The organism is Mesorhizobium sp. 2RAF45, assembly GCF_052115225.1.
Taxonomy (GTDB): domain Bacteria; phylum Pseudomonadota; class Alphaproteobacteria; order Rhizobiales; family Rhizobiaceae; genus Mesorhizobium; species Mesorhizobium jarvisii.
Genome location: NZ_JBFRGG010000003.1, coordinates 264,359 through 286,145 on the forward strand (window position 1 = coordinate 264,359; position 21,787 = coordinate 286,145).

General features: G+C 65.0%; 22 protein-coding genes. 9 read left to right on the forward strand and 13 right to left on the reverse strand.

Annotated elements, in window-relative coordinates; translation table 11 throughout:
- Positions 1–13 precede the first annotated feature (13 nt).
- Both AB4Z43_RS10720 and AB4Z43_RS10725 read right to left on the reverse strand, forming a co-directional pair.
- Positions 14–967, reverse strand: a complete 954-nt coding sequence (locus AB4Z43_RS10720) for a cation diffusion facilitator family transporter (protein ID WP_019862475.1) — start codon at positions 965–967, stop codon at positions 14–16.
- A gap of 123 nt (positions 968–1,090) precedes the next feature.
- On the reverse strand, positions 1,091–1,900 hold the full coding sequence (locus AB4Z43_RS10725) for a transglutaminase-like domain-containing protein (RefSeq protein ID WP_019862476.1): 810 nt from the start codon (positions 1,898–1,900) through the stop codon (positions 1,091–1,093).
- Positions 1,901–2,113: 213 nt separating this feature from the next.
- On the opposite strand from AB4Z43_RS10725, the gene AB4Z43_RS10730 reads away from it, so the two are divergent.
- Both AB4Z43_RS10730 and sugE read left to right on the forward strand, forming a co-directional pair.
- Positions 2,114–2,239 carry a hypothetical protein gene (locus tag AB4Z43_RS10730; RefSeq protein WP_080643851.1) on the forward strand — a complete coding sequence of 42 codons (126 nt, stop codon included), beginning with the start codon at positions 2,114–2,116 and terminating at the stop codon, positions 2,237–2,239.
- 202 nt (positions 2,240–2,441) lie between these two features.
- Positions 2,442–2,756 carry a quaternary ammonium compound efflux SMR transporter SugE gene (gene sugE, locus AB4Z43_RS10735; protein WP_010912766.1) on the forward strand — a complete coding sequence of 105 codons (315 nt, stop codon included), beginning with the start codon at positions 2,442–2,444 and terminating at the stop codon, positions 2,754–2,756.
- Positions 2,757–2,856: 100 nt separating this feature from the next.
- Here sugE and AB4Z43_RS10740 read toward each other — a convergent pair whose 3' ends face one another.
- Positions 2,857–3,285, reverse strand: a complete 429-nt coding sequence (locus AB4Z43_RS10740; RefSeq protein WP_027047610.1) for a DUF6481 family protein — start codon at positions 3,283–3,285, stop codon at positions 2,857–2,859.
- Between the two features lie 221 nt (positions 3,286–3,506).
- Here AB4Z43_RS10740 and AB4Z43_RS10745 point away from each other — a divergent pair, with 221 nt between their 5' ends.
- The 5 genes from AB4Z43_RS10745 to AB4Z43_RS10765 all read left to right on the forward strand — a co-directional run bounded on the left by AB4Z43_RS10745 (position 3,507) and on the right by AB4Z43_RS10765 (position 8,690).
- Positions 3,507–4,568 carry an LLM class flavin-dependent oxidoreductase gene (locus AB4Z43_RS10745; RefSeq protein ID WP_064985264.1) on the forward strand — a complete coding sequence of 354 codons (1,062 nt, stop codon included), beginning with the start codon at positions 3,507–3,509 and terminating at the stop codon, positions 4,566–4,568.
- A 114-nt stretch (positions 4,569–4,682) separates the two neighbouring features.
- Positions 4,683–5,852: an AI-2E family transporter gene (locus tag AB4Z43_RS10750; RefSeq protein ID WP_032921437.1), complete on the forward strand. Its 1,170-nt coding sequence runs from the start codon at positions 4,683–4,685 to the stop codon at positions 5,850–5,852.
- A gap of 71 nt (positions 5,853–5,923) precedes the next feature.
- Positions 5,924–6,760: an arylamine N-acetyltransferase family protein gene (locus tag AB4Z43_RS10755; RefSeq protein ID WP_441937348.1), complete on the forward strand. Its 837-nt coding sequence runs from the start codon at positions 5,924–5,926 to the stop codon at positions 6,758–6,760.
- Positions 6,757–7,758 carry an LLM class flavin-dependent oxidoreductase gene (locus AB4Z43_RS10760; protein WP_019862482.1) on the forward strand — a complete coding sequence of 334 codons (1,002 nt, stop codon included), beginning with the start codon at positions 6,757–6,759 and terminating at the stop codon, positions 7,756–7,758. Before AB4Z43_RS10755 ends, AB4Z43_RS10760 begins: the two co-directional genes overlap by 4 nt.
- Positions 7,759–7,895: 137 nt before the next feature.
- Complete coding sequence (locus tag AB4Z43_RS10765; RefSeq protein WP_441937350.1) at positions 7,896–8,690, forward strand: inositol monophosphatase family protein; 795 nt, start codon at positions 7,896–7,898, stop codon at positions 8,688–8,690.
- 32 nt (positions 8,691–8,722) lie between these two features.
- Here AB4Z43_RS10765 and AB4Z43_RS10770 read toward each other — a convergent pair whose 3' ends face one another.
- Genes AB4Z43_RS10770 through AB4Z43_RS10795 form a run of 6 tightly spaced genes read right to left on the reverse strand, consistent with a single transcriptional unit; the run spans position 8,723 to position 16,039 of the window.
- Positions 8,723–9,184 (reverse strand): MarR family winged helix-turn-helix transcriptional regulator, encoded by a 462-nt coding sequence (locus AB4Z43_RS10770; RefSeq protein ID WP_019862484.1) that lies wholly within the window; start codon positions 9,182–9,184, stop codon positions 8,723–8,725.
- Positions 9,181–9,765 carry an amino acid synthesis family protein gene (locus tag AB4Z43_RS10775; protein WP_441937353.1) on the reverse strand — a complete coding sequence of 195 codons (585 nt, stop codon included), beginning with the start codon at positions 9,763–9,765 and terminating at the stop codon, positions 9,181–9,183. The genes AB4Z43_RS10770 and AB4Z43_RS10775 overlap by 4 nt, the downstream gene beginning before the upstream one ends.
- Complete coding sequence (locus AB4Z43_RS10780) at positions 9,758–10,642, reverse strand: UPF0280 family protein (protein WP_441937355.1); 885 nt, start codon at positions 10,640–10,642, stop codon at positions 9,758–9,760. The genes AB4Z43_RS10775 and AB4Z43_RS10780 overlap by 8 nt, the downstream gene beginning before the upstream one ends.
- Positions 10,642–12,183 carry a 6-hydroxynicotinate reductase gene (locus AB4Z43_RS10785; protein WP_441937357.1) on the reverse strand — a complete coding sequence of 514 codons (1,542 nt, stop codon included), beginning with the start codon at positions 12,181–12,183 and terminating at the stop codon, positions 10,642–10,644. Before AB4Z43_RS10785 ends, AB4Z43_RS10780 begins: the two co-directional genes overlap by 1 nt.
- Complete coding sequence (locus AB4Z43_RS10790) at positions 12,180–15,161, reverse strand: molybdopterin-dependent oxidoreductase (protein ID WP_441937754.1); 2,982 nt, start codon at positions 15,159–15,161, stop codon at positions 12,180–12,182. Before AB4Z43_RS10790 ends, AB4Z43_RS10785 begins: the two co-directional genes overlap by 4 nt.
- Before the next feature lie 17 nt (positions 15,162–15,178).
- Positions 15,179–16,039: an FAD binding domain-containing protein gene (locus AB4Z43_RS10795; RefSeq protein WP_064985257.1), complete on the reverse strand. Its 861-nt coding sequence runs from the start codon at positions 16,037–16,039 to the stop codon at positions 15,179–15,181.
- A 297-nt stretch (positions 16,040–16,336) separates the two neighbouring features.
- Between AB4Z43_RS10795 and pncA the strand changes: the two genes are divergently transcribed.
- Positions 16,337–16,951, forward strand: coding sequence for a bifunctional nicotinamidase/pyrazinamidase (gene pncA, locus AB4Z43_RS10800; RefSeq protein ID WP_064985256.1), 615 nt, complete (start codon positions 16,337–16,339; stop codon positions 16,949–16,951).
- A 45-nt stretch (positions 16,952–16,996) separates the two neighbouring features.
- Positions 16,997–18,406: a sodium:proton antiporter gene (locus AB4Z43_RS10805; RefSeq protein WP_441937359.1), complete on the forward strand. Its 1,410-nt coding sequence runs from the start codon at positions 16,997–16,999 to the stop codon at positions 18,404–18,406.
- Here AB4Z43_RS10805 and AB4Z43_RS10810 read toward each other — a convergent pair whose 3' ends face one another.
- The 4 genes from AB4Z43_RS10810 to AB4Z43_RS10825 are packed head-to-tail and all read right to left on the reverse strand — an operon-like array spanning position 18,407 to position 21,688.
- Complete coding sequence (locus tag AB4Z43_RS10810; RefSeq protein WP_441937361.1) at positions 18,407–19,129, reverse strand: ABC transporter ATP-binding protein; 723 nt, start codon at positions 19,127–19,129, stop codon at positions 18,407–18,409.
- Positions 19,126–19,851, reverse strand: a complete 726-nt coding sequence (locus AB4Z43_RS10815) for an ABC transporter ATP-binding protein (protein WP_027047612.1) — start codon at positions 19,849–19,851, stop codon at positions 19,126–19,128. Before AB4Z43_RS10815 ends, AB4Z43_RS10810 begins: the two co-directional genes overlap by 4 nt.
- Positions 19,848–20,810 (reverse strand): branched-chain amino acid ABC transporter permease, encoded by a 963-nt coding sequence (locus tag AB4Z43_RS10820; RefSeq protein WP_441937364.1) that lies wholly within the window; start codon positions 20,808–20,810, stop codon positions 19,848–19,850. The genes AB4Z43_RS10815 and AB4Z43_RS10820 overlap by 4 nt, the downstream gene beginning before the upstream one ends.
- Positions 20,807–21,688, reverse strand: coding sequence for a branched-chain amino acid ABC transporter permease (locus AB4Z43_RS10825; RefSeq protein WP_019862495.1), 882 nt, complete (start codon positions 21,686–21,688; stop codon positions 20,807–20,809). Before AB4Z43_RS10825 ends, AB4Z43_RS10820 begins: the two co-directional genes overlap by 4 nt.
- Positions 21,689–21,787: the final 99 nt, after the last annotated feature.

Here is a 21,787-nt window from a genome sequence, read left to right on the forward strand (position 1 = left end):
CGCTGGTCCAGGACTAATTGGAAGCGGCTTCGATCAGCTTGCGCCGCTGCTCCCAGGTGCCCGTGGTCTGCGGCTTGACGAACAGCCGCGTGATCTCCGGCATCTCCTTCTTCAGCCGTGCCTCGATGCGCTCGACACAGGCTTCGATCTCCGGCGCCGACAGATGGTCCTCGAATTCGATGCTGAGCCCTGCAACGATCTCTTGCGGTCCCATATGGACGGTCAGGACACCGTTCGCGCGCTGCACCGCCGGATCCTGCTGCGCGATCGCCAGCACCTTTTTCTGCACTTCGGGCGAAGCCGGCTCGCCGATGAGCAGCCCCTTGCTTTCGCGGGCGAGGAAGATCGCCGTGGCGCCGAGAATGAGCGCGATGCCGATCGAGGCGGCGCCGTCGAGCTCCGGCATCTCCAGCAGCTCCGCCGCCAATATGCCGGCAAAGGCGACGATCAGGCCGAGAAGCGCCGCGCTGTCCTCGAACAGCACCGTATAGACGCTCGGGTCCTTGCTCGACTGCACGGCCTGCAGCCAGCCTTGCTTGCCTTTCTCTCGGCGGAATTCCTTCAGCGCCACCAGCCAGGAGCTGCCCTCGAACAGGAAGGACAAGCCGAGAACGACATAGTTCACCTTTACGTTGGCGACAGGCTCCGGCGCCATGATGTGGACGATGCCCTCGTAGAACGACACGCCGGCGCCCAGGGCGAAGACCAGGAGGGCAACGATGAAGCTCCAGAAATAGAGTTCGCGGCCATGGCCGAGCGGATGCGTGCGGTCGGCCGGGCGCGCGGCACGGTGCATGCCGTAGAGCAGCAGGCCGCCATTGCCGGTATCGACCAGCGAATGCACGCCTTCCGACAGCATCGCCGAGCTGCCGGTGAAGAAGGCGGCGGCGAATTTGGTCAGTGCGATCGCCAGATTGCCGGCGAGCGCCGCATAGATGACCATCTTGGAGCCGCCGTGCCCGGCCATGCGGTCTGGTCCCCGTTCAACGTGCCCAGTCTAGCGGCCGGATGGCCGCAGCTCCACCATAACGCGCCAACGGCCGGGTCGTTCAAGACGCGATTTGTTTGGGATCGGCCGCGGAGACTGCGACTATTCGACGATCTCGTCGGTCCACACCTTGAAGCCGGCCAGGGTCCCCGGTCCGAAAATATGGGTCAGCGGCACATCCGCCGCGTCGCGGCCGGAAGCGATCAGGATGCGGCCGATGCGCGGGGCATTGTTGCGCGGGTCGAAGACATGCCAGCGGCCGCCGAGATAGACTTCCATCCAGGCGGCGAAATCCATGCTCGACCACGGCTTCGGCATGCCGATATCGCTGATGTAGCCGGTGCAGTAGCGCGTCGGGATGTTGAGCGCCCGGCAGAAGGTGACGGCAAGATGCGCGAAGTCGCGGCACACGCCGCTCTGTTCCCGATAGGCTTCCGCCGCGGTGCGCGTCGGCCGCGCATTGCCGTAGTTGAAGACGATGTGGTTGTGAACGAAATCGCACACCGCCTGCACGCGCGGGATGCCGAGCGGTGTGTGGCCGAACAGCCGCCACGCTTCGCTGGCCAAAAGGTCGCTCTCGCAAAACCGGCTGGGCAGCAGGAAAAGCAGGGTTTCGGCCGGCAGGTCGCGCACCTCGTGCTGCCAGGCCATCAGCTCGGCCATCTCGAATGTGCCGGGCGCGCGGATCACCGCATCCGTGCCGAAGGTGAACCGTCCGGGCGGCGCGACGAAGCGGTTGCACCAATTGCCGAAACTGTCGCGGTAGCTCTCGATCGGTACCGGCGGGCTGGAAGTTAGGAAATCCGGCCGCTCGAGGTCGGAGGCGCGCGAATAGTGGACATTGAGCATCGCGATGAGCGGCGTTTCCTGCGGGAAGTCGAAGCTCATCTCGCAGCCGATGTGGATCCGCATTTTCGTCCTGACCGGCCTGCCCGACGATCACCCGGCGAAAGCGCGGGTCGATGTTGCAGTGCGAAGAAGAGAATGGCACGGACGGCCATGGTTTACGAGCAAATTAGAAATTGGTTGAAAGCAGTCAGCCTGAGGCTTCCCGCCAGCGCTGCCCTCTTGCAGCAAAGCGTTTCTCTTGTTTCACTTCGCTCCCCGCAACAGGAGGAACGAATCATGGCTAAAGGCGCGATGAAGGCAGGCAAGGAAGCCCGCAAGCCGAAGAAGGATGCCAAGAAGCCGGCGCCCGCTCCCGTCCTGAAGGCGCCGCCGGTCAAGGCGATGCGCATCAAGGAAAAGTAGGCCTCGGCAGGTCAGGCGCGGCAAATCCCACCGGCGGCGTCAGACAATGCCGCCGGGTTGATCGGGTATTTGGATAACCTATATCGATAGTGCGGGGACGACCCCGCGCCTCCCCAACAATTCGGTCGGGACGACCCGCCATAATGATCGGCATCTGAGGATCGGATCCTGTCTCCGGCCCGATGCTGGATGGAGCGTTCCGATGTCTTGGACTTTTCTGTTTTTCGCCGGCCTCTTCGAAATCGGCTGGGCGATCGGCCTCAAATACACTGACGGATTTACCAGGCTTGTTCCGACCGTGCTCACGGTCGCCTCGATGATCGTCAGTCTTACCTTGCTGGGCCTGGCGCTGAAGGCGCTTCCCGTCGGCACCGCCTATGCGGTGTGGACCGGCATTGGCACGGTCGGCACGGCCCTGCTCGGCATCTGGCTGCTCGGCGAGCCCGCCACCGCGATCCGGCTTGCCTGCATCGCGCTGATCGTCTGCGGCATTATGGGGCTGAAATTCGCGGCCTGAGCGGAAGTCGCCCAAAAAAGCGCACCTTCCGCACAAACACCTTCAGGGCCGCTGCGAGGCGACCCTGATTCAATGTTCGAACTTGGCTGCGCCGAAGCTGCTAGCGGGCCGAGAAGCCCGGAGGAGCTCGGCCGGTCCGTGCCTTGCGCGCCGCATAGCGTGCGTCACGCTTGGCCTTGCGCTCGGCCTCGTCGGCGAGCAGGCGGGCAATGCGCTCGGTCTCTTCGGCTTCCCGAATTTTGGCCTCGGCTTGGGCTGCCTCTTCGGCGGCAATGCGTGCCGCTTCGGCTGCTGCCTCGCGCTCGGCCTTCTCTGCGGCTTCGCGTGCCAGCTTTTCCTGCTTCAGCCTGGCCTTCTCGGCTTCGCGGATCTCACGAGCCTGGAGGATTGCCTTGCGTTCGGCCTGTCGCGCCAGCACCGCAGGATCATCTGCCGCCGGCTTTGACTTGAAGCGCTCCAGAAGCGCCTTCTTTGCCTCGTTCGCGGCATTGCGCCGCTCGAAAATGTCTTTTTCCCTGTAGATAGCCAAGTCCACTTCCCTGAAGTCAATTCGCGAGGCTTACATACGCGCGAATGCCGAGAGTTCAAGCGCCAAATCGGTATGCCAGCCATGAAATTCCGCGATGTTGCAGCCGGGAGACGCCTTTTGCCGCCCAAACCGACATGCACTGTTCACCGATAGCCCCTCTGGCGGCGAGGCGAGCCGGTGGTTACTTCTAGCGGCAAAACCCAACACCAGGATGACATCACATGGAACTCGGTCTCTACACTTTCGCCGACGTCAGCCCGCAGCCCGGCCCGGGCGCCATCGGGCCGCATGAGCGCCTGCGCAACCTGATCGAGGAGGTCGAACTCGCCGACCAGGTCGGTCTCGACGTCTTCGGTCTCGGCGAACATCACCGACCCGACTACGCCGCCTCCGCGCCAGTCGTGGCGCTCGCCGCTGCCGCCGAGCGCTCGAAGCGCATCAAGCTGACCAGCGCGGTCACGGTATTGTCCTCCGACGATCCGGTGCGCGTCTTCCAGCAGTTCGCCACGCTCGATCTTCTCTCGGGCGGCCGTGCCGAGATCATGGCCGGGCGCGGTTCGTTCATCGAATCCTTCCCGCTGTTCGGCTACAATCTGGAAGACTATGACGAGCTCTTCGCCGAAAAGCTCGATCTGCTGCTCGCCATCCGCGATAGCGTCAAGGTCACCTGGTCCGGCAATCTGCGCGCGCCGATCAACGATCGCGGCGTCTATCCCCGGCCCTTCCAGGACAGGTTGCCGGTCTGGATCGCCATCGGCGGCACGCCGCAGTCCGCCGCCCGCGCGGGCGCGCTCGGCCTGCCGCTGGCGCTTGCCATCATCGGCGGCGAGCCGGCGCGCTTCGCGCCGCTGTTCGACCTCTACCGCGAGGCCGCCAGGCGCGCCGGCAGCGACCCGGCGGGTCTCGCCACCAGCATCAACGTGCATGGCTTCATTGCCGAGACGACCGAACAGGCGGCCGACGATTTCTACGGCCCGCAGGCCGAGGTGATGAACCGCATCGGCCGCGAGCGGGGCTGGGGCCCGACGTCGCGGGCGCATTTCGACCAGTCGCGTGGTCCGAACGGCGCCCTGTTCGTCGGCAGTCCAGAGCAGGTGGCCGAGAAGATCGTCGCCCAGCACAGGATCTTCAACAATGACCGCTTCCTGCTGCAGATGGCGATCGGCGCCATGCCGCATGCCAAGATCATGAAGGCGATTGAACTCTACGGCACCAAAGTGGCGCCGATCGTGCGCAAGGAAACGGCGAAGTCCACGCCTGCGGTGGAAGCGCCCGTCGCATGAGCCAACGGCAAAGCTCCGTACCCGCGGGCCTTGCCGGCTAAAGGAACCTTGAAGCGACGCGGGCGTTTCCATCAACGGACTGCACCAGTTGCGGTGCACCGCTGAGGGTCCATGATGAAAGCCGAACCCGCCGCTACGGGCGCAGGCGTTGCCGAAAGCCCGGATCCGCGCGTCGAGGCCCGCGCGGACACGCATTTGATGCGTTCGCTGCTGGTCGGCATATTCATATTCATGAGCGTCTATGCGCTCTATTTCGGCCGCGCTTTCTTCATGCCGGTCATGCTGGCTTTCCTGCTGGCGCTGACATTGACGCCGATCGTGCGGCTGCTGCGCAAGCGCGGTATTCCCGAAGCGGTTTCGGCGACGCTCCTGGTGCTTTTGTCGATCTGCGTCTTCGCCATCGCCGGCTATTTGCTCTCAGGTCCTGTCATCGATCTCCTCAACAACACCTCGTCGATCGGCCAGCAGCTCACCGAGCGGCTGGCGCAGTTGCGGCGTCCGCTTGAAAAGATCATGCAGGTCTCGCATCAGGTCGAGCAGATGACCGAGACCTCGCAGGAGCCTGGCGTCCAGAAGGTGGCGGTCGCCCAGTCCGGCATCCTGTCGTCGGCCGCCGGCAACATCCTGGCGGCGGGAACAAGCCTGACCATCATCTTCGTGCTGTCGCTGTTCCTGCTCGCCTCGGGCACGATGTTCTACGAGAAGATCATCCAGTCCTTCGCCAGCCTAAGCGAGAAGAAGCGGGCGCTGCGCGTCGTCTATGACGTCGAGCGCGAAATCTCGCACTATCTGCTCACCGTCACCATCATCAATGTCGGCCTCGGTTTGGTCATCGGCCTAGGCCTGTGGGCGCTCGGCATGCCGAACCCTCTGGTCTGGGGTGTCGCCGCGGCATTGTTCAACTTCCTGCCCTATGTCGGCGCGCTGCTGACCATCGTGCTGGTCGCGGTGATGGCGCTGATCAGCTTCGACACCATCTCCTACGCGCTTCTGGCGCCGGCCTTCGTGCTTTTGTGCGATGTCGTCGAAGGCCAGTTCGTGACACCGATGGTGGTCGGCAGGCGTCTCGAGATCAACGCGGTGGCGATCTTCATCGCCATTGCCTTCTGGTCGTGGCTCTGGGGTTTCGTCGGTGCGCTGATGGCAGTGCCGCTGCTGGTCGTCATCAAGGTGTTCTGCGACCATTTCGAGGGACTTGGCCATGTCGGCAATTTCCTCGCCGCGCAGCAAACCGCCGTGGTCGAGGACGAACCCGTCGAGGAGAACGGCAAGGCCACGGCATAGAAGGCGGACGCCGTTTGCGGCGGCTGGATCGAATGCCTATATCCGGCCGATCAACGCCCGGTGCCTTCCTTATGAGCGATGCTCCCGCCTTCGACCTCGACGCCTATATCGCGCGCATCGGTTACGCCGGTCCGCGTGACGCGTCGCTGAATACGCTGAGGGCGCTGCATTTCGCGCATCCGCAGTCGATCCCCTTCGAGAACATCGATCCGTTTCTTGGCCGCCCGGTCCGGCTCGACCTCGCCGCGCTTCAGGACAAGATCGTCCTTGGTGGGCGTGGTGGTTATTGCTTCGAGCACAACCTCCTCTTCATGCATGCGCTGCGGGCGCTCGGCTTCGAGGTCGTCGGCCTGGCCGCGCGTGTGCTCTGGGGCCAGAGCGAGGACGCCATCACCGCGCGCAGCCACATGCTTTTGCGCGTCGAGCTCGATGGCCGGACCTGTATCGCCGATGTCGGCTTCGGCGGCCTGACCCTGACCGCGCCATTGCAGCTGGAACCGGGCCGCGAACAGAAAACCCCGCATGAGCCGTTCCGCATCGTCGAGGCCGGCGATCATTTCCGCCTGCAGGCCGCCATCGGCGGCGACTGGCGCTCGCTCTACCGCTTCGATCTGCAGCCGCAATACGAGGTCGATTACTCCGTCACCAATTACTTCCTGTCGACCAGCCCGACATCGCATTTCCTCTCCTCCGTCATAGCGGCCCGCGCCGCGCCGGACCGGCGTTACGCGCTGCGCGGAAACCGCCTGTCGATCCATCACCTTGGCGGCCGCACCGAGCAGACAGAGATAGCCACCGCCGCCGAACTCGCCGACACGCTGCAAGGCCTGCTCGGCATCATCATTCCGGACCGCACGGCTTTCGAGGCCAAAGTGCGTGAGACGAAGATCGTGGAGACCACCGCATGACCGAACTGTCCGTTCTCGACCTGTCGCCGATCATCCAAGGCAGCGATGCCTCGCAGTCGCTGGCCAACTCGCTCGATCTCGCCCGCCATGCCGAGCGGCTGGGCTACAAGCGCTACTGGCTGGCCGAGCACCACAACATGCCGGGCATTGCGAGCGCCGCCACATCCGTGGTCATCGCCCATGTTGCCGGCGGCACCAAAACCATCCGCGTCGGCGCCGGCGGCATTATGCTGCCCAACCATGCGCCGCTGGTCATCGCCGAGCAGTTCGGCACGCTGGCCGCCCTGTTTCCGGGCCGCATCGATCTCGGCCTCGGCCGGGCGCCAGGCACCGACATGAACACCGCGCGCGCCTTGCGCCGCAACCTCGAGGCCGGCGCCGACAGTTTCCCGCAGGATGTCGTCGAACTGATGGGCTATTTCCTGCCCGCGGAGGAAGGCCAGCGCTTGCGCGCCGTGCCCGGCGAGGGCCAGACCGTGCCGATCTGGATTCTCGGCTCCAGCCTCTACGGTGCGCAGCTCGCCGCCATGCTTGGCCTTCCCTACGCCTTCGCCTCGCATTTCGCGCCGGCCGAGCTCGATCATGCGCTGGACATCTACCGCTCGCGCTTCCAGCCGTCGGAACAGCTCGACAGACCGCATGTGATGCTCGGCCTCAACGTCTTTGCCGCGCCCACCGATGCCGAGGCACGGCTGCTGTTCACGTCGCTGCAGCAGGCCTTCGTCAATCTGCGCACCGGCCGTCCCGGACGCTTGCCGCCGCCGGTCGAGAATTATGACCGCGATCTCGACCCGATGGCCAAGACCATGCTCGGCCAGGCGCTGTCCTGCGCCGTCGTCGGCTCTCCCGAAACCGTCCGCCAGGGCATCGACGCCTTTGTGCGCCGCACCGGCGCCGACGAGCTGATGGTGACCGCGCAGATCTTTGATCATGCCGCGCGGGTGCGGTCATTCGAGATCTTGGCTGACGCGCACAAATCGCTGTCGCAGGCGGCCTGACATTTATCCGCCAGATGCTTTTGCCGGCAGCGATGCTCTAACTCTTTGTTTTGACGCAATTCCAGACGGAAAACCGCTTACACTTTTCCTGGAATTGCTCTAAGTGCGGCGCATCCTTCCGCAGAGCGAGCCTTACCGTGACCCATGACCTTGACGCCCGCACGCAGTTTGCCATCGATCTGGCGCGGCGGGCCGGCGAACGCGGACTCGAATATTTCCGCGATCTGGAAAGCCTGACCATCGAGAGCAAGGGTCATCAGGACCTGGTCTCGCAAGCCGACCGCGAGGTCGAGCTGTTCATCCGCGCGGCGATCGCCAAGGACTATCCGCAGGACGGCATCGTCGGCGAGGAACACGCCTCGGTTTCCGGCTCGAGCGGCTATGCCTGGGTCATCGATCCCATCGACGGCACCGCCAATTTCGTGCGCGGCATTCCGGCCTGGTGCGTGGTGATCGCTTGCGCAAAGGACGGGGAGACGGTCGTCGGCGTCATCCACGAACCGTCGACCGGCGAGACGTTTCACGGCAGGCTCGGTGGCGGCGCCTTCATCAACGGCAGGCCGATCAAGGCAAGTGCCGAGGCCAGCCTGGAAGAAGGCTCGGTGGGGACCGGATTCTCGAACCGGGCCGAGGCCGAGAACATCGCCGTGCTGATCAAGAAGCTCCTCGCCGAAGGCGGTGTCTTCTTCCGCAATGCGTCCGGCGCCCTGATGCTGGCCTATGTGGCCTCGGGCCGGCTGCTTGGCTATGTCGAGGAACACATGAACGCCTGGGACTGCCTGGCCGGCATGCTGCTGATCGAAGAGGCCGGCGGCACCGTCCTGAAGGCGGATCCCAAGACGGTGCTGCAGAGCGGCACGCAGGTCATCACCGGCGGCAAGGGCGTCTTTTCGAAGCTGCAGGACCTGTGCAGGGAAGCGTTCCCGCTCTGATCGCCATTTGACGCGATGGATCGTGGCGGCACCTACGCCAGCTTGGCCAGCAGCTTCATGAAGGTGGCGATCTCCTTGGCCGAGAGCGGCGCCAGCGTTTCCCTGGTGATCTCGCGCGCCAACGGGATCAGGCGTTCGATGGCGTCGCGGCCTTCGGCGGTCAGATTGACCAGCAGCCGTCTTTTGTCGACCTCATGCTTGGAGAGCTCGACCAGGCCGCGTGCCTTTAAGCGATCGATCACGCCCTTCACCGTCGCCGCATCCATGGCGATCAGCGTGCCGAGCTGGTTCTGCGAGGTCTCGCCGACATCGCGCAGCTTGGCGAGTGCCGCGAATTGCGGCGGCGTCAGGTCGCCTATATGCGCGGCGAAGATCGAGACATGGCGCTGGTGCGCCTTGCGCAGGATGAAGCCGACCTGCTCCTGCAGGAGGTAATCCTGGTCCTCGGGCTCTTCGACCTCGACCAGCTTGAGCAGATTGTCCTCGCCGCTCACCGCAGCCCGTCCCAGGCCTTGATGTCGGCTGCCGCCAACCCGCCCATGCGGTTGTGGATGCGCGGCCCGCAGGTCATGGCCAGACAAAAAAGAATCTCGTCGGGACGAGGCCCGTCGCTGATGCCGACTTCCATGGCATCGAAATGGCTGCGCACATAGGCGGCGTTGATGTGGCCGAGCGGCACGTCGAGCTTTGAGCCGAAGGCGCCGACCTTCTTGGCCGAGGGCACGATCGCCTTGGCGTCGCCGAGCCGCTCGCGCATGGCGTAGCCGCCCGGTACATGCCAGAGCGCGCCATGCTCCAGTTCGCCCGCCGTGCCGACGATGGCGCCCTTGCCGTAGCCGTCGATCTGTTTGACGTCGCCGCCCAACGCGGCGATCAGCCGGTCGGAAAGCAGCAGGCCGAGGGGCTTCAGATCGTCCATGGCGCTCTGCAGATCCTCGACATAGCGCCCGGCGAATGGGTTCTTGATCACGGCCATGGCCGCCGCACGCCGGCGCGGCACGTCCGCGACCGGACCGCCATCATGAAAGATCTCTTCGCTCAGCACCGCGATCTTGCGGATCGGAAACTCAGGCATGGGCAACTTCCTCCCTCGGATTTTTGTTGGGCGCGGCAAGCGCCACGGAACCACTGATGCGGGCCTCACCGCCAAGAAACAGCGCCGATCCGGCAATCAGGCCGCGCCGACGAAAATCTTCGGCGACGGCAAGGCCATTGTCCAGCGCCCGCGCCACCTCGCCAGGCGCAAGCATGCCGACGCCTTGCGTCACCAGCCGCGCGCCGAGGTCGCTGTCGGGCGACAGTTCGCGTGCGGGAATGCGCTTGATGGCGGGATTGCCGGGAAGGTCCACCGCATTGGCAATGAGTGTCGCCGCCGCATCGGCCTCAGCGCCGGTCCGCGCCAGCACGGTGACGGCGTCGGCAATGCCAAGCGAGAAGGAACGGCCGCGCCAGCCGCTGGTGGCGACGCCGCGAACGCCATCCTCCGCGCGGATCGTGATCCGGTCGGCCATGCCGTTGCCGGTGCCGGCGACCGCCAGGCCGATCGACCGGCCCTTGCCGATGTGAAGGGCGCTGTCGCCGCCATTGTTGACATAGGCGCGCTCGAGCTTGCGGCCGGCAAGCAATGCGGCGAGAATTTCGTCGGCTACCGATCCTGCAACGGCGGCCATCGGTGTTATGAAACATTCCGCGAGCGGCATGACGGCCGCTTCCATGCGGCGTGCCGTCGGGCCGTCAAAGGCGCGCGGCGCCAGGAAAAATGCCGGGAGCCGCAATTCGGGAAGCTCCCTGACCAGCTCGATCAGGATCGTCTGGAAGCGCGCCACGGCTTGCTCATAGGCCAGACGGCATTCCTGCGCCTCGCCAAAAGCCTCGATGATCAGGTCGATCGGCCCATGGTTGAGATGCAGCCGCTTGCCGTCCTGCAGCCAATGCGCTTGCGGGCCGTCCATCATCCGGCTCCGTTCGACGCGGCGCGCCGCAATTGCGCCAGCGGCGGCCATGGATTGTCGGACGGCGCACCGGTGCCGTGGCGCTGGTTGAGGTATTCGCCGCCCTTGGCGACGATGTCCTCGACGCTGCGGATCTCGGCCTCGTAGCCGCCGAGCCTGACATAGTCGTCGCGGCGCAAGGTGAACTCGATCGGCGCCACCAGCGCCGGCGTCGGCACATAGCCGAAGGCGCCTTCCGGCACGCGCGTCACGTCGACCATCAGCGTGATGCCGCCTCCCGGCCAGACATAGACCGGCGCGCCGCCGACCGTCACGTAGGTCGTCAGGCCTTGCACCGAGCGGGTGAGATTGACCGGGTTTTCGGTGACGCCGGCGCGCAGCGAGCCGCCGGCGCCGCCGATGAACAGCACGGTGCATAGCGCCGGCTCGCAATTGTCCTCGATCAGGTTCACGGACTTCTGCAGCCGTTCTGGAAACGACTTTTCGACCGGCTTCAGTTCGTCGTCGAGTTCGTAATAGGCGTACTGCTCGCCGGTGGTCGAAACCATCAGCATCGACAGGCCCGGCCGCGCGCCCTTCTTGGCGTTCCACTCACCAAGGATCGACAGCGGGTCGGAAATCGAGGTGCCGCCCCAGCCGAGGCCGGGCTCGGAGACCTTGAAATAGCGACCCGGCGTCGAGCGGCGTCCGATGATCTTGATGCCGGTGTCCTGCCAGCCCAGCACCTTGCCGGCCTGGTGTTCGGAGACGACGCCGGTGATATGGTCGTCGACCACCACCACCTCGTCGACCAGCCCGCGCCATTGCGTGGCGAACATGCCGATCGTGGCCGAGCCGCAGCCGACGCGCATGCGGTGCTCCTGCTTGCCGTCGATAACAGGTGGTTTGCCGGCTTCGACGATGATGGTGGCGCCGCCATCGATGGTCAGTTCCACCGGCTTGCGGTTGCACAGGTTGAGCAGCGCATCGCAAGTTGCCCGGCCTTCCGCCTTGGAGCCGCCGGTCAGATGATGCACGCCGCCCAGCGACAGCATCTGCGAGCCGTATTCGCCCGTGGTGACATGGCCGATCGCCTCGCCTTGCGAGCGCACGATTGCCGTTTCGGGCCCGATATGACGGTCGGTGTCGATCTTCACCTTGACGCCGCAATACGAAAAAATGCCTTCGGTGACGACGGTGACGAGATCGACGCCTTCGACCTGCTGGCTGACGATGAACGGCGCCGGCTTGTAGTCGGGATAGGTGGTGCCGGCGCCGATTGCCGTGACGAAGCGGCGCCCGGTGTTGACCAGTTCGCCGTCCCATGCCTCGCCTTCGGCGACGAAGGGCACGATTGTCCCGCCGGACCCGGCCGCGTGGTCGAGAATGGTCAGCGGATCCATGCGCACGATCCGGCCGCCGGCATTGCCGTAGCGGTCGCAGGCGCCTGTGCGGCCATCGGCTATGTAGCACATGACCGGGCAGGCATCGCAGCGGATCTTCTCCGCCACCTGCTTCTCGCCGGGGTCATGGGTCTCAAAACGCTCGGCAAGCTCGCTCATGCGCGTGCCTCCTTTTCGCGGATGCCATCTTTTCCAAGGATGCCAGCGCGGATGCGCGTCGGCGTCGCCGGAACCTTGGTGACCAGCACGCCGGTGGCGTGGCGGATGGCGTTGAGGATCGCGGGTGCGGTCGGGATCAGCACATGTTCGCCCAGCCCTTTGGCGCCGAACGGCCCCTCGGGATCGGGAACCTCGACCAGGATGGTCTCGATCGGCGGCACGTCGCCGATGGTCGGGATGAGATAGTCGTGCAGATTCTCGGTGCGGCCGGGAATGTATTCTTCCATCAGCGCCATGCCGATGCCTTGCGCGATGCCGCCTTCTATCTGGCCCTCGACCAGCAGCGGGTTGATCGCCTTGCCGACATCATGCGCGGCGGTGATCTTGATCAGCTTCACTGTGCCGAGCTTGAGATCGACCTCGAGTTCGGCGATCTGCGCGCCATAGCCATAGACGGCGTAGGGCTTGCCCTGGCCCTTGGCATCGAGCGGCAGCGTCGGCGGGTCGTAGGTCTCCTCGGCGCGGAAGACGAAGCCGTCGGCATCCATGTCGAGCGAGGCGAGATCGATGCGGCGCGTGGCTTCGCCCTCGCGGATGACGATCGCCGCGCCGTCCAGTTGCAAAGTTGCCTTTTCGGAGACATTGGCGAAGCGCAGGATCTTTTCCCGCAGGGTCCGCCCGGCTTTTTCGGCCGCCTTCCCGGTCACGAAGGTCTGGCGCGAGGCCGAGGTCTTGCCGGCGTCGGGGCTGATTGCCGTATCGGCGCTCTTCAGCCGGAATTTTTCCAGCGGCAGGCCAAGTGCGTCGGCGCAGATCTGCGTGATGACGGTGTTCGAGCCCTGGCCGATGTCGACGGCGCCCTGATGCAGGATGACGGTGCCGTCAGCCGCGATGCCGACCCGGATGGTCGACGGATTGGGCAGCGAGGTGTTGCCGCAGCCATACCAGCACGAAGCCACGCCGACGCCGCGCTTTTTTTCTTCATGGTTGCTGTTGAAAGTATCCGCATCAGCCTGCGCTCGCGCCCAATGCGGCAGCAGGGCCTCAAGACATTCGGCAATGCCGACGCCGGACTCCAGCCTCTGGCCGGCAACCGTTTCGGAGCCGTTCCGAAGGCAGTTTCTCAGGCGAAAGTCGAGCCGGTCGATGCCGAGCTTGCCGGCCAGCTCATCATAGAGCGTCTCCTGCATGATCGTCGCCTGCGGCACACCGAAGCCACGGAAGGCGCCGGAGATCGGGCCATGCGTATGGATGGCGCGGCCCTCGGCGCGGTAGTTCGGCGTCGCATAGGGGCCGGAAGCATGCACCGGCACGCGGTTGGCGACGGTCGGCCCCCAGCTGGCGTAGGCTCCGGTGTTGAAATCGCCTGAAAAGATCATGCCGGTGACATGGCCGTCGGCATCGGCGCCGATGGTCGCCTTCATTTCGGCCGGATGGCGCTTGGTGGTCGACATCATCGATTCGTTGCGGGTGTAGGCCAAGGCGGCCGGCCGGCCGGTCTTAAGCGCCACAAGGCCGATCAGCGGCTGCAGCGAAACGTCGAGTTTCGAGCCGAAGCCACCGCCGGTCGCGGTCGGCACGATGCGCACCTTGTCGACGGGCAGGCCAAGCACCTTCGCCGTGTCGTCGCGGTCCATATAGGGTGCCTGGGTGCAGGCGACGACGACCAGCGTATCGCCGTCCATATAGGCATGGCCGGCTTCCGGCTCGATATAGGCGTGCTCGACATAGGAGGTTTCGATTGCGCCCGTCACGGCAACGGCCGCATTGGCAAGCGCCGTCTCGGGGTCGCCGCGCTCGACGAAGCCGGAGGTCAGCAGGTTCGAAGGGCGGTTCCCATGGATCAGCGCAGCATCCTTGGCCTGCGCTTCGCTGGGCTGCAGGATATGCGGCAACTCGGTCCAGCGGATCGGGAAATCCGACATATCGAGATCGAACATCGCCTCGCGCTCGCCGGCGACCAGCGCCACCGCCTCGCCGCGCAGCCGCGCAAACCCTTCGGCGAGCGCCGGCTGGTCGGCAAACGGACCGATGACGCCGAAACAGTTTTTGCCCGGAATGTCGGCCGCCGTGAAGACACCAACCATGCCGGGGTGCTTGTTTGCCCAGCCGTCGAGATCGCCGAAGGCGAAGCCGGCGTGATAATGCGGCGAGCGGACCACCAGCACGGCAAGCGCATCGGCCGGGAAGGAATCGCCGCCGAATTTCTCAGCCCCGGTCACCTTTGGCACACCGTCGAGCCTGACGGGCGACGCGCCTACGGCATTGCCCGAAATTGGCATTCTACGGTCAAGGCCGAGATCGAACGAATGACGTTCGCGCTGCTCCTCACCCTCTCCCCGTGAAGAACGGGGAGAGGGGGTCGCCAGCGCTGGAGCTTCTCCCTTCTCCCCGTCACTATACGGGGAGAAGGTGCCGGCAGGCGGATGAGGGGCGGCGCTGTCGGTTGACGGTTCGAATCGTCCTGCCTCCATCACCGCCGCGATGATCTTCCGGTAGCCGGTGCAGCGGCACAAAATCCCGCCCAGCGCATCCTGCACCTCGGTCTCGGTCGGTCTGGGAGTCGTGTCCAGCAGCGCTGTCGCTGCCACCAGCAGCGCCGGCGTGCAGATGCCGCATTGCGCCGCGCCATGGGCGAGGAAAGAGGCCTGCAGCGCCGAAAGCCGGCCGTTGGCCAGCCCCTCGACCGTCGTCACCGATGCGCCGGCGGCCGAAGCCGCCGGCATCAGGCAGGCGCAGACCGGATCGCCGTCGACCAGCACCGTGCAGGCACCGCAATCGCCGGCATCACAGCCGACCTTGGTGCCGGTGAGCCGCAATTCCTCACGCAGCACCTGGGACAGCCGGCGCAGCGGCGGCACATTGACCGAGACGGCGGCGCCATTGACCGCGAAGGCGATGTCGGCGCGGCCGAGACCGGGCTGGACTACGCCCAATTCGGGCCGAGCTTCACTGACTTCAGGCAGAACCTGGTTCATGTCAGGCTGAGCTTGTCTCATGCCGCCGCCACCATATGATCGTTCATCGGTCCGGCGGCCGTCAGCACGGCCCGCGCGACGATCTCGCGCACCGCGTCGAGCCGGTATTCGGCGCTGCCACGCACATCGGCGATCGGCGACAGTTCGGTCATCGGCGCGGATTGAATGGCGCCGGCGAGCCCGCCATCCCTAGGCAATCCGAGCAGCGCCGTCTCGACGCCGGCAAGCCGCCTGGCGACAGCCGAGCAGGAGCCGACGGCGATGGCCGCCTCAGTAACCCTGCCGTTGTCGACGACCAGGCGCGCCGCCACCATGGCGATGGAAATGACGAGATAGCGCCGTGCGCCGAGCTTGACGAAAGCCGATGTACCGGCGGCTGGCTTCGGCACGCGGATGGCGGTCACCATTTCGCCAGGCTGCAAGGCCGTGCGCCGATTGCCGAGAATGAAATCGGGCAAGGGCAGATGCCGTGTCGCTATCGCCGAACGCAGTTCGACCTCGGCATCGAGCACGAGCAGGCCCGGCACGCCATCGGCGGCCGGCGAGGCGTTGCAGAGATTGCCGGCGACGGAAGCGACGTTCTGGATCTGCGGCGAGCCGACCTCGCGCGCGGCCTGTTTCAGCGCATCGAATGCTGGCGGCAAGGGGTGGTGGATGAGGTCTGTCCAGGTCGTGCGCGCGCCGATGACAAAGTGGTCGTCCGTCTCGGCGATGCCGCGCAGCGCAGCGAGGCCGTTGATGTCGAGGACATTGTCGCGGAACGGCTTCGCGCCCTGTGCCGGATAGAAATCAGTGCCGCCGGCAAGAATGCGCCAGGCGCCCTCGCCAAGCAAAGCGAGCGCCTCGTCGAGAGTGGTGGGTTTCGCGTAACGGATCACGCTTTGCCTTCCCAGAGAGTGGGCCTTCCCCGAAATGGCCCTCCCAGGGCGTTTACCCCAGGCATGATCTTGCCGGTCCGCAAACCGGAAATTCATTCGTATGCAAATGATATCAAGCCGGTGGAAATTGTCAAAGCCAGAGTTTGGGCCGCCGTGCTTGCCAGGGTGCATGCAACGAGATTGTTACGCCTTCGGAGGTTGACGCGGCCGGCCATCTGGTCAAGTTTCTGCCTCCGGTCGCGTCAGCGGCATCTTTCTACTGGAGCCTGAGCCCAACGCAGAGAAGAAGGAGGCCCAATGGCCGACCAAGCGCTTGTTGTGATCGACCTGCAGAACGACTTTTGCCCGGGCGGCGCGTTGGCCGTGACCGGCGGCGACGAGATCGTGCCGCTGGTCAATGACATGATCCGGCACGCCGACCATGTCGTGCTGACGCAGGACTGGCATCCCGCCGGGCATTCGAGCTTCGCCTCCAGCCATCCCGGCGCGCAACCCTTCTCCGTGATCGAGATGCCTTACGGCCAGCAGACGCTGTGGCCGGACCATTGCATCCAGGGCAGCCTCGGTTCGGATTTCCATTCCGGCCTTGCCTGGACCAAGGCCGAACTCGTCATCCGCAAGGGCTTTCGCCCCGCCATCGACAGCTATTCGGCCTTCTTCGAAAACGACCACGCGACGCCGACCGGCCTCGGGGGCTACCTCAGGGAGCGCGGTATCGACACCATCACCCTGGTTGGCCTTGCGACCGATTTCTGCGTCGGCTTTTCGGCGCTGGACGCCGTCAGCCAGGGTTTCAAGACCACCGTGCGGCTCGACGCCTGTCGCGGCATCGATCTCAACGGCTCGCTCGACGCGATGTTGCAACGCATGCGCGATGCCGGCGTGACGCTCGAAGACCAACTGTCGGACTGAACGGTGGGGCATCGAGGGGGCTTTTCGCGGATCAGTGCAGGCGTGATGGTGGGCGCTGGCATCGCCGTCCCCATGCTGTTCCCGGACGTAGCCGTAGCGGCCGAGGAACATGCTCTGCCCGGTGCCGCGATGTCGCTGTGGTGGGCACTGCCCTTTGCCGGCCTGCTGCTGTCCATCGCCACCGGCCCGCTGCTGTTCCACCATGTCTGGGAGCATCACTACGGCAAGATCGCGGCCCTGTGGGCGGCGCTGGTCGTCGTGCCGCTGGCGCTCGCCTTCGGGATCCCCCAGGCGGCCGAGGCGGTGCTGCATGCGCTGCTCACCGAATACATGTCCTTCATCATCCTGCTGTTTGCGCTGTTCACCATTTCGGGCGGCATCCTGGTCGCCGGCAACATCCACGGCACGCCGCTGGTCAATGCCGGGCTGCTGCTGGTCGGCGCGCTGCTCGCCTCGGTCATCGGTACGACGGGCGCCTCGATGATCCTGATACGGCCGATCATCCGCGCCAATGATAACAGGCCGTTCAACGCCCATGTCGTCGTCTTCTTCATCTTCCTTGTGTCCAACATTGGCGGCTCGCTGACGCCGCTCGGTGATCCCCCGCTGTTCGTCGGCTTCCTGCGTGGCGTCGACTTCTTCTGGACAACCGCCAACCTTTGGCGCGAGACGCTGTTCGTCGGCGGCCTGGTGCTGGCCGTGTTCCTGGCGATCGACATCATCCTGCACCGGCGCGAGGCCGGCGCGCCGAAGATCAAGGACCCGACGCCGGATTCGAAGGTTCGCATCCGCGGCCTGCCCAACATTCCGCTGCTGGCCGGCGTTATCGGCGCCATCCTGCTGTCGGCGACGTGGAAGCCTGATGTCGCCTTCTCCATTCAAGGCGTGGCGCTGGAACTGCAGAACCTGGTGCGCGACGCCGTCATCCTGGCGCTCGCCTTCGTGTCGCTGGCGGTTTCGCGCAAGGAATACCGCGCGGCGAACGGCTTCAACTGGGGTCCGATCGCGGAAGTGGCAAAATTGTTTGCCGGCATCTTCATCTGCATCGTGCCGGTCATCGCCATCCTGAGGGCCGGTCACGAGGGTGCGCTGGCGCCGCTGGTCGCGCTCGTCACCTCGGCGCAAGGCACGCCTAACGATCTCGCCTATTTCTGGTTGACCGGAGCGCTGTCGTCCTTCCTCGACAATGCGCCGACCTATCTCGTGTTCTTCGAGCTTGCCGGCGGCGATCCTAATCACCTGATGACCGAATTCGCCTCGACGCTTGCCGCGATCTCGGCGGGTGCGGTGTTCATGGGGGCCAACACCTATATCGGCAACGCGCCCAACTTCATGGTCTATGCCATCGCCAGGCAGCGTGGCGTGAAGATGCCCGGCTTCTTCGGCTACATGCTGTGGTCCGGCCTGGTGCTGATCCCGGCCTTCCTGATCGCCGGCTTTCTGTTTTTCGGCTGATCAACCAACGCCCACATAGCGCCTGACCGCCGATGTGTCGGCACGCAATTCCTCGACATCCACCGTCTCGCGGTTACGGCCGTTCTCGATGAACGACACACGGTCGGCGACCGACAGCACCGCATCGACGCGCTGTTCCACCAGGATGGTCGAGACGTCCATCTCGCGCAGCTTCGATACCGTCTCGCGGATCTTGGCGATCATCGACGGCATCAGCCCTTCCGTCGGCTCGTCGAGCAACAGCACTTGCGGTTCGAGGCAAAGCGCGCGCGCCATCGCCAGCATCTGCTGCTCGCCGCCCGACAAGGTGCCCGAGCGCTGCCGCAGCCGCTGGCGCAGCAGCGGAAAGAGGTCGAGGACGTTTTCCCGCACGGCCTTGCCCTTGCCGCGCGCCATCAGCCCGATCTCGATGTTCTCCGCCACCGTCATCTCGGCAAACAGCCGCCTGCCCTGCGGCACATAGGCGACGCCGGCCTTCGGCACTTCGTGCGCCGGCAGGCCGGTCAATTCCTGGCCGTCGAGTTTGATCGAGCCCGCGCTCGAAGGAAGCAGGCCCATGATCGCCTTCAGCGTCGTCGTCTTGCCGGCGCCGTTGCGGCCGAACAGGCACAGCACCTCGCTTTTGTTGAGCACGAGGTCGAGACCGTAGAGCACCTGGACCTCGCCGTAGAAGCAGTTCAGTCCCGCGATCCGCAATGCCTCGGCCTTGCTCGTCTCATTCATGGGGCGGTCCCCAGATAGGCTTGCTGTACCGCCGCGTTCTCGCGGATCGCTTCCGGGGTGCCTTCCGCCAGGATCCTGCCGGCGTTGAAGACGGTAATGCGGTCGGCGAGTTGCATGACGACGGGCATATTGTGTTCGATCAGCAGCACCGTGGCGCTGCTGGCGATGTCGCGCACCAGCACGATGAAATTGTCGATCTCGCTGTCGGCGAGCCCCTGCGTCGGCTCGTCGAGGATCAGCAGGCGCGGCTTGAGCGCCAGGCCCATCGCCACTTCGAGCAGGCGCTGGTGGCCATAGGACAATTGCCCGGCCGGCATATGGGCGCGGTCCGCGAGCCCGGTGCGTTCCAGCGCCGTCATGACAGCGGCCTGTATCGCGCTCTTGGAAGGCCCGTGCCTCAGTGTCAGTTGCACGGGCAGCGCGACGTTGGCGTAAACGGACAGGTTGGCATAGATGCTGGTAATCTGGAACGTGTAGGCGATGCCTTGGCGCACCCTGACATAGGCCGGCATGCCGGTGATGTCGGCGCCATCGAACACGATCGCTCCTGAAGACGGCTGGATGCGGCCGCTGACCATGCTGACGAAGGTAGTCTTCCCCGCCCCGTTGGGGCCGATGACGGCACGGATTTCACCGGGCATCAAGGTGAAGTCGACGTTGTCGACGGCGCGCAGGCCGCCGAAATGGCGCGACAGGCCCTTGGTGGCCAAAAGCGGCGTCATGGCAGCCATCCGAGCCAGCGCTGGCGGATGGTGCCGAGAATGCCTTTCGGGAAAAACAGCACCAGAAGGATCAGCGCAATGCCGACGATCAGCAGATAGGCCGAGGTGTAGCCGCTGGAGACGTCGATGACATAGTACATGAAGACGGTGCCGATCAGCGGCCCGAGCGTCGTGGCGGCCCCGCCGAGCAGCACCCACAGCAGCGGCAGGATAGAATATTGCACCGACGCGAAGCTCGAGCCGACATAGCCGAACAGCAGCGCGTAGGCGGCGCCCGACGCCGCGCAGATCGTGCCGGAGACGACGACAGCAATGAGCTTGTTGGAGAAAGTGTCGTAGCCCAGCATCTTCGTGCGTTCCTCGTTTTCGCGGATGGCGACCAGAACGCGGCCATACCGGGAGCGGACGATGGCCAGCGTAACCAAAAGCACGAGCGAGAACAGCACGAGCGCGCTCATGTAGCGCACGGTCGGGTTGGTGAGGTCGAGCGAGGTTGCGCCGAGATTGAGGACGCGCGCCGGCTGCGGCACGACCTGGCCCTGATCGCCGCCGGTCCATGCCGCGAAGTAGAGGATCAGGAGATAAAACACCTGCGCGAACATCATGGTGACGATCATGAAGGCGACGCCCGTGGCGCGCAACGCCAGCAGGCCGATCACCAGCGCCAGAACCGCGCCGCTGGCAATCCCGCCGAGGAAGGCCAGGGGCACGCCCCAGCCGAGCTGGATGATGGCAAGGCCGGCGCCGTAAAGCCCGGCGCCGAAGAACATGGCATGGCCGAGGCTGAGCAGGCCGACATAGCCGAACAGCATGTTGTAGCCCATGGCGAACACCGCCAGCACCATGATGCGGGCGAGCAGGCCGTGATAGTACTCAGGCAGCACGAAGCTCAACGCGAAGAGCAGGGCGATCACGCCGAGATGCAGCGCATAGGCCTTTGCCGGCGAAGCTTCGCTCATCGCGATGCCGTCCCGAACAAGCCTTGCGGCCGGAACACCAGCACCATGGCGACCAGCAGCGTGGCGATTATCTTGGCCAAGGTCGGCGAGAAGAACATCGAAATGATGCCGTCGGAAAGGCCGATCAGCACGGCGGCAACGACGGTGCCGCGCAGCGAGCCGAGGCCGCCGATGATGACGACGATGAAGGACAAGAGCAGCGGATCCTGCCCCATCAGGTAGTGCGCCTGGCTGATCGGCACGATCAGCACTGCGGCGATCGCCGCCAGCATGGCGCCGAGCGCGAAGACGCCGCCATAGACGCGGCCGACCGGGATGCCGAAGGCCTGCGCCGTCTCGCTGTCATACTGTGTGGCGCGCATGATCAGGCCGATCCTGGTGCGCGTCAGCACCAGCCAGGTGGCGATCAGGAGAAGTGCGGAAGCCGCAATGATCGACAGCTTGTAGCCGGAATAGCCGAACCACGGCAAAAGGATGCGGTAGCTGAAGGGCGGCTCCACCGGCCGCGCCTCCGGGCCATAGAAGGTCAGCGCCAGCTGCTGGATGATGTAGAGCATGCCGATCGTGGCGACGATGGTGGCTTCCGGATTGTAGTCGAGCCGGCGCAGCACCAGTCGTTCGGCCACCAGCGCAATGGCGCCGACGATCAGCGGCGCGATCACCAGCGCCGCCAGGAAGCCGACCGCCGGGTGGCCCGATATTGCTGTCGAGATCGCCCAGGCGAGCACTGCGCCCAGCATGAAGAACTCGCCATGCGCAACATTGACAACGCGCATGACGCCAAACACCAGCGACAGCCCAAGCGCGGTCAGCGCCAGCACGGCTGATGTGACGAGGCCTTCGAGGGCGGCGAGGAGAAGGTGGGGACCGAAGTGCATCGGCTAGGCACCGAGGGATGCGCGAGGCACCCCCCTCTGCCCTGCCGGGCATCTCCCCCGCAAGGGGGAAGATTGGATGTCGTCTCTGGTTTCGCCAAT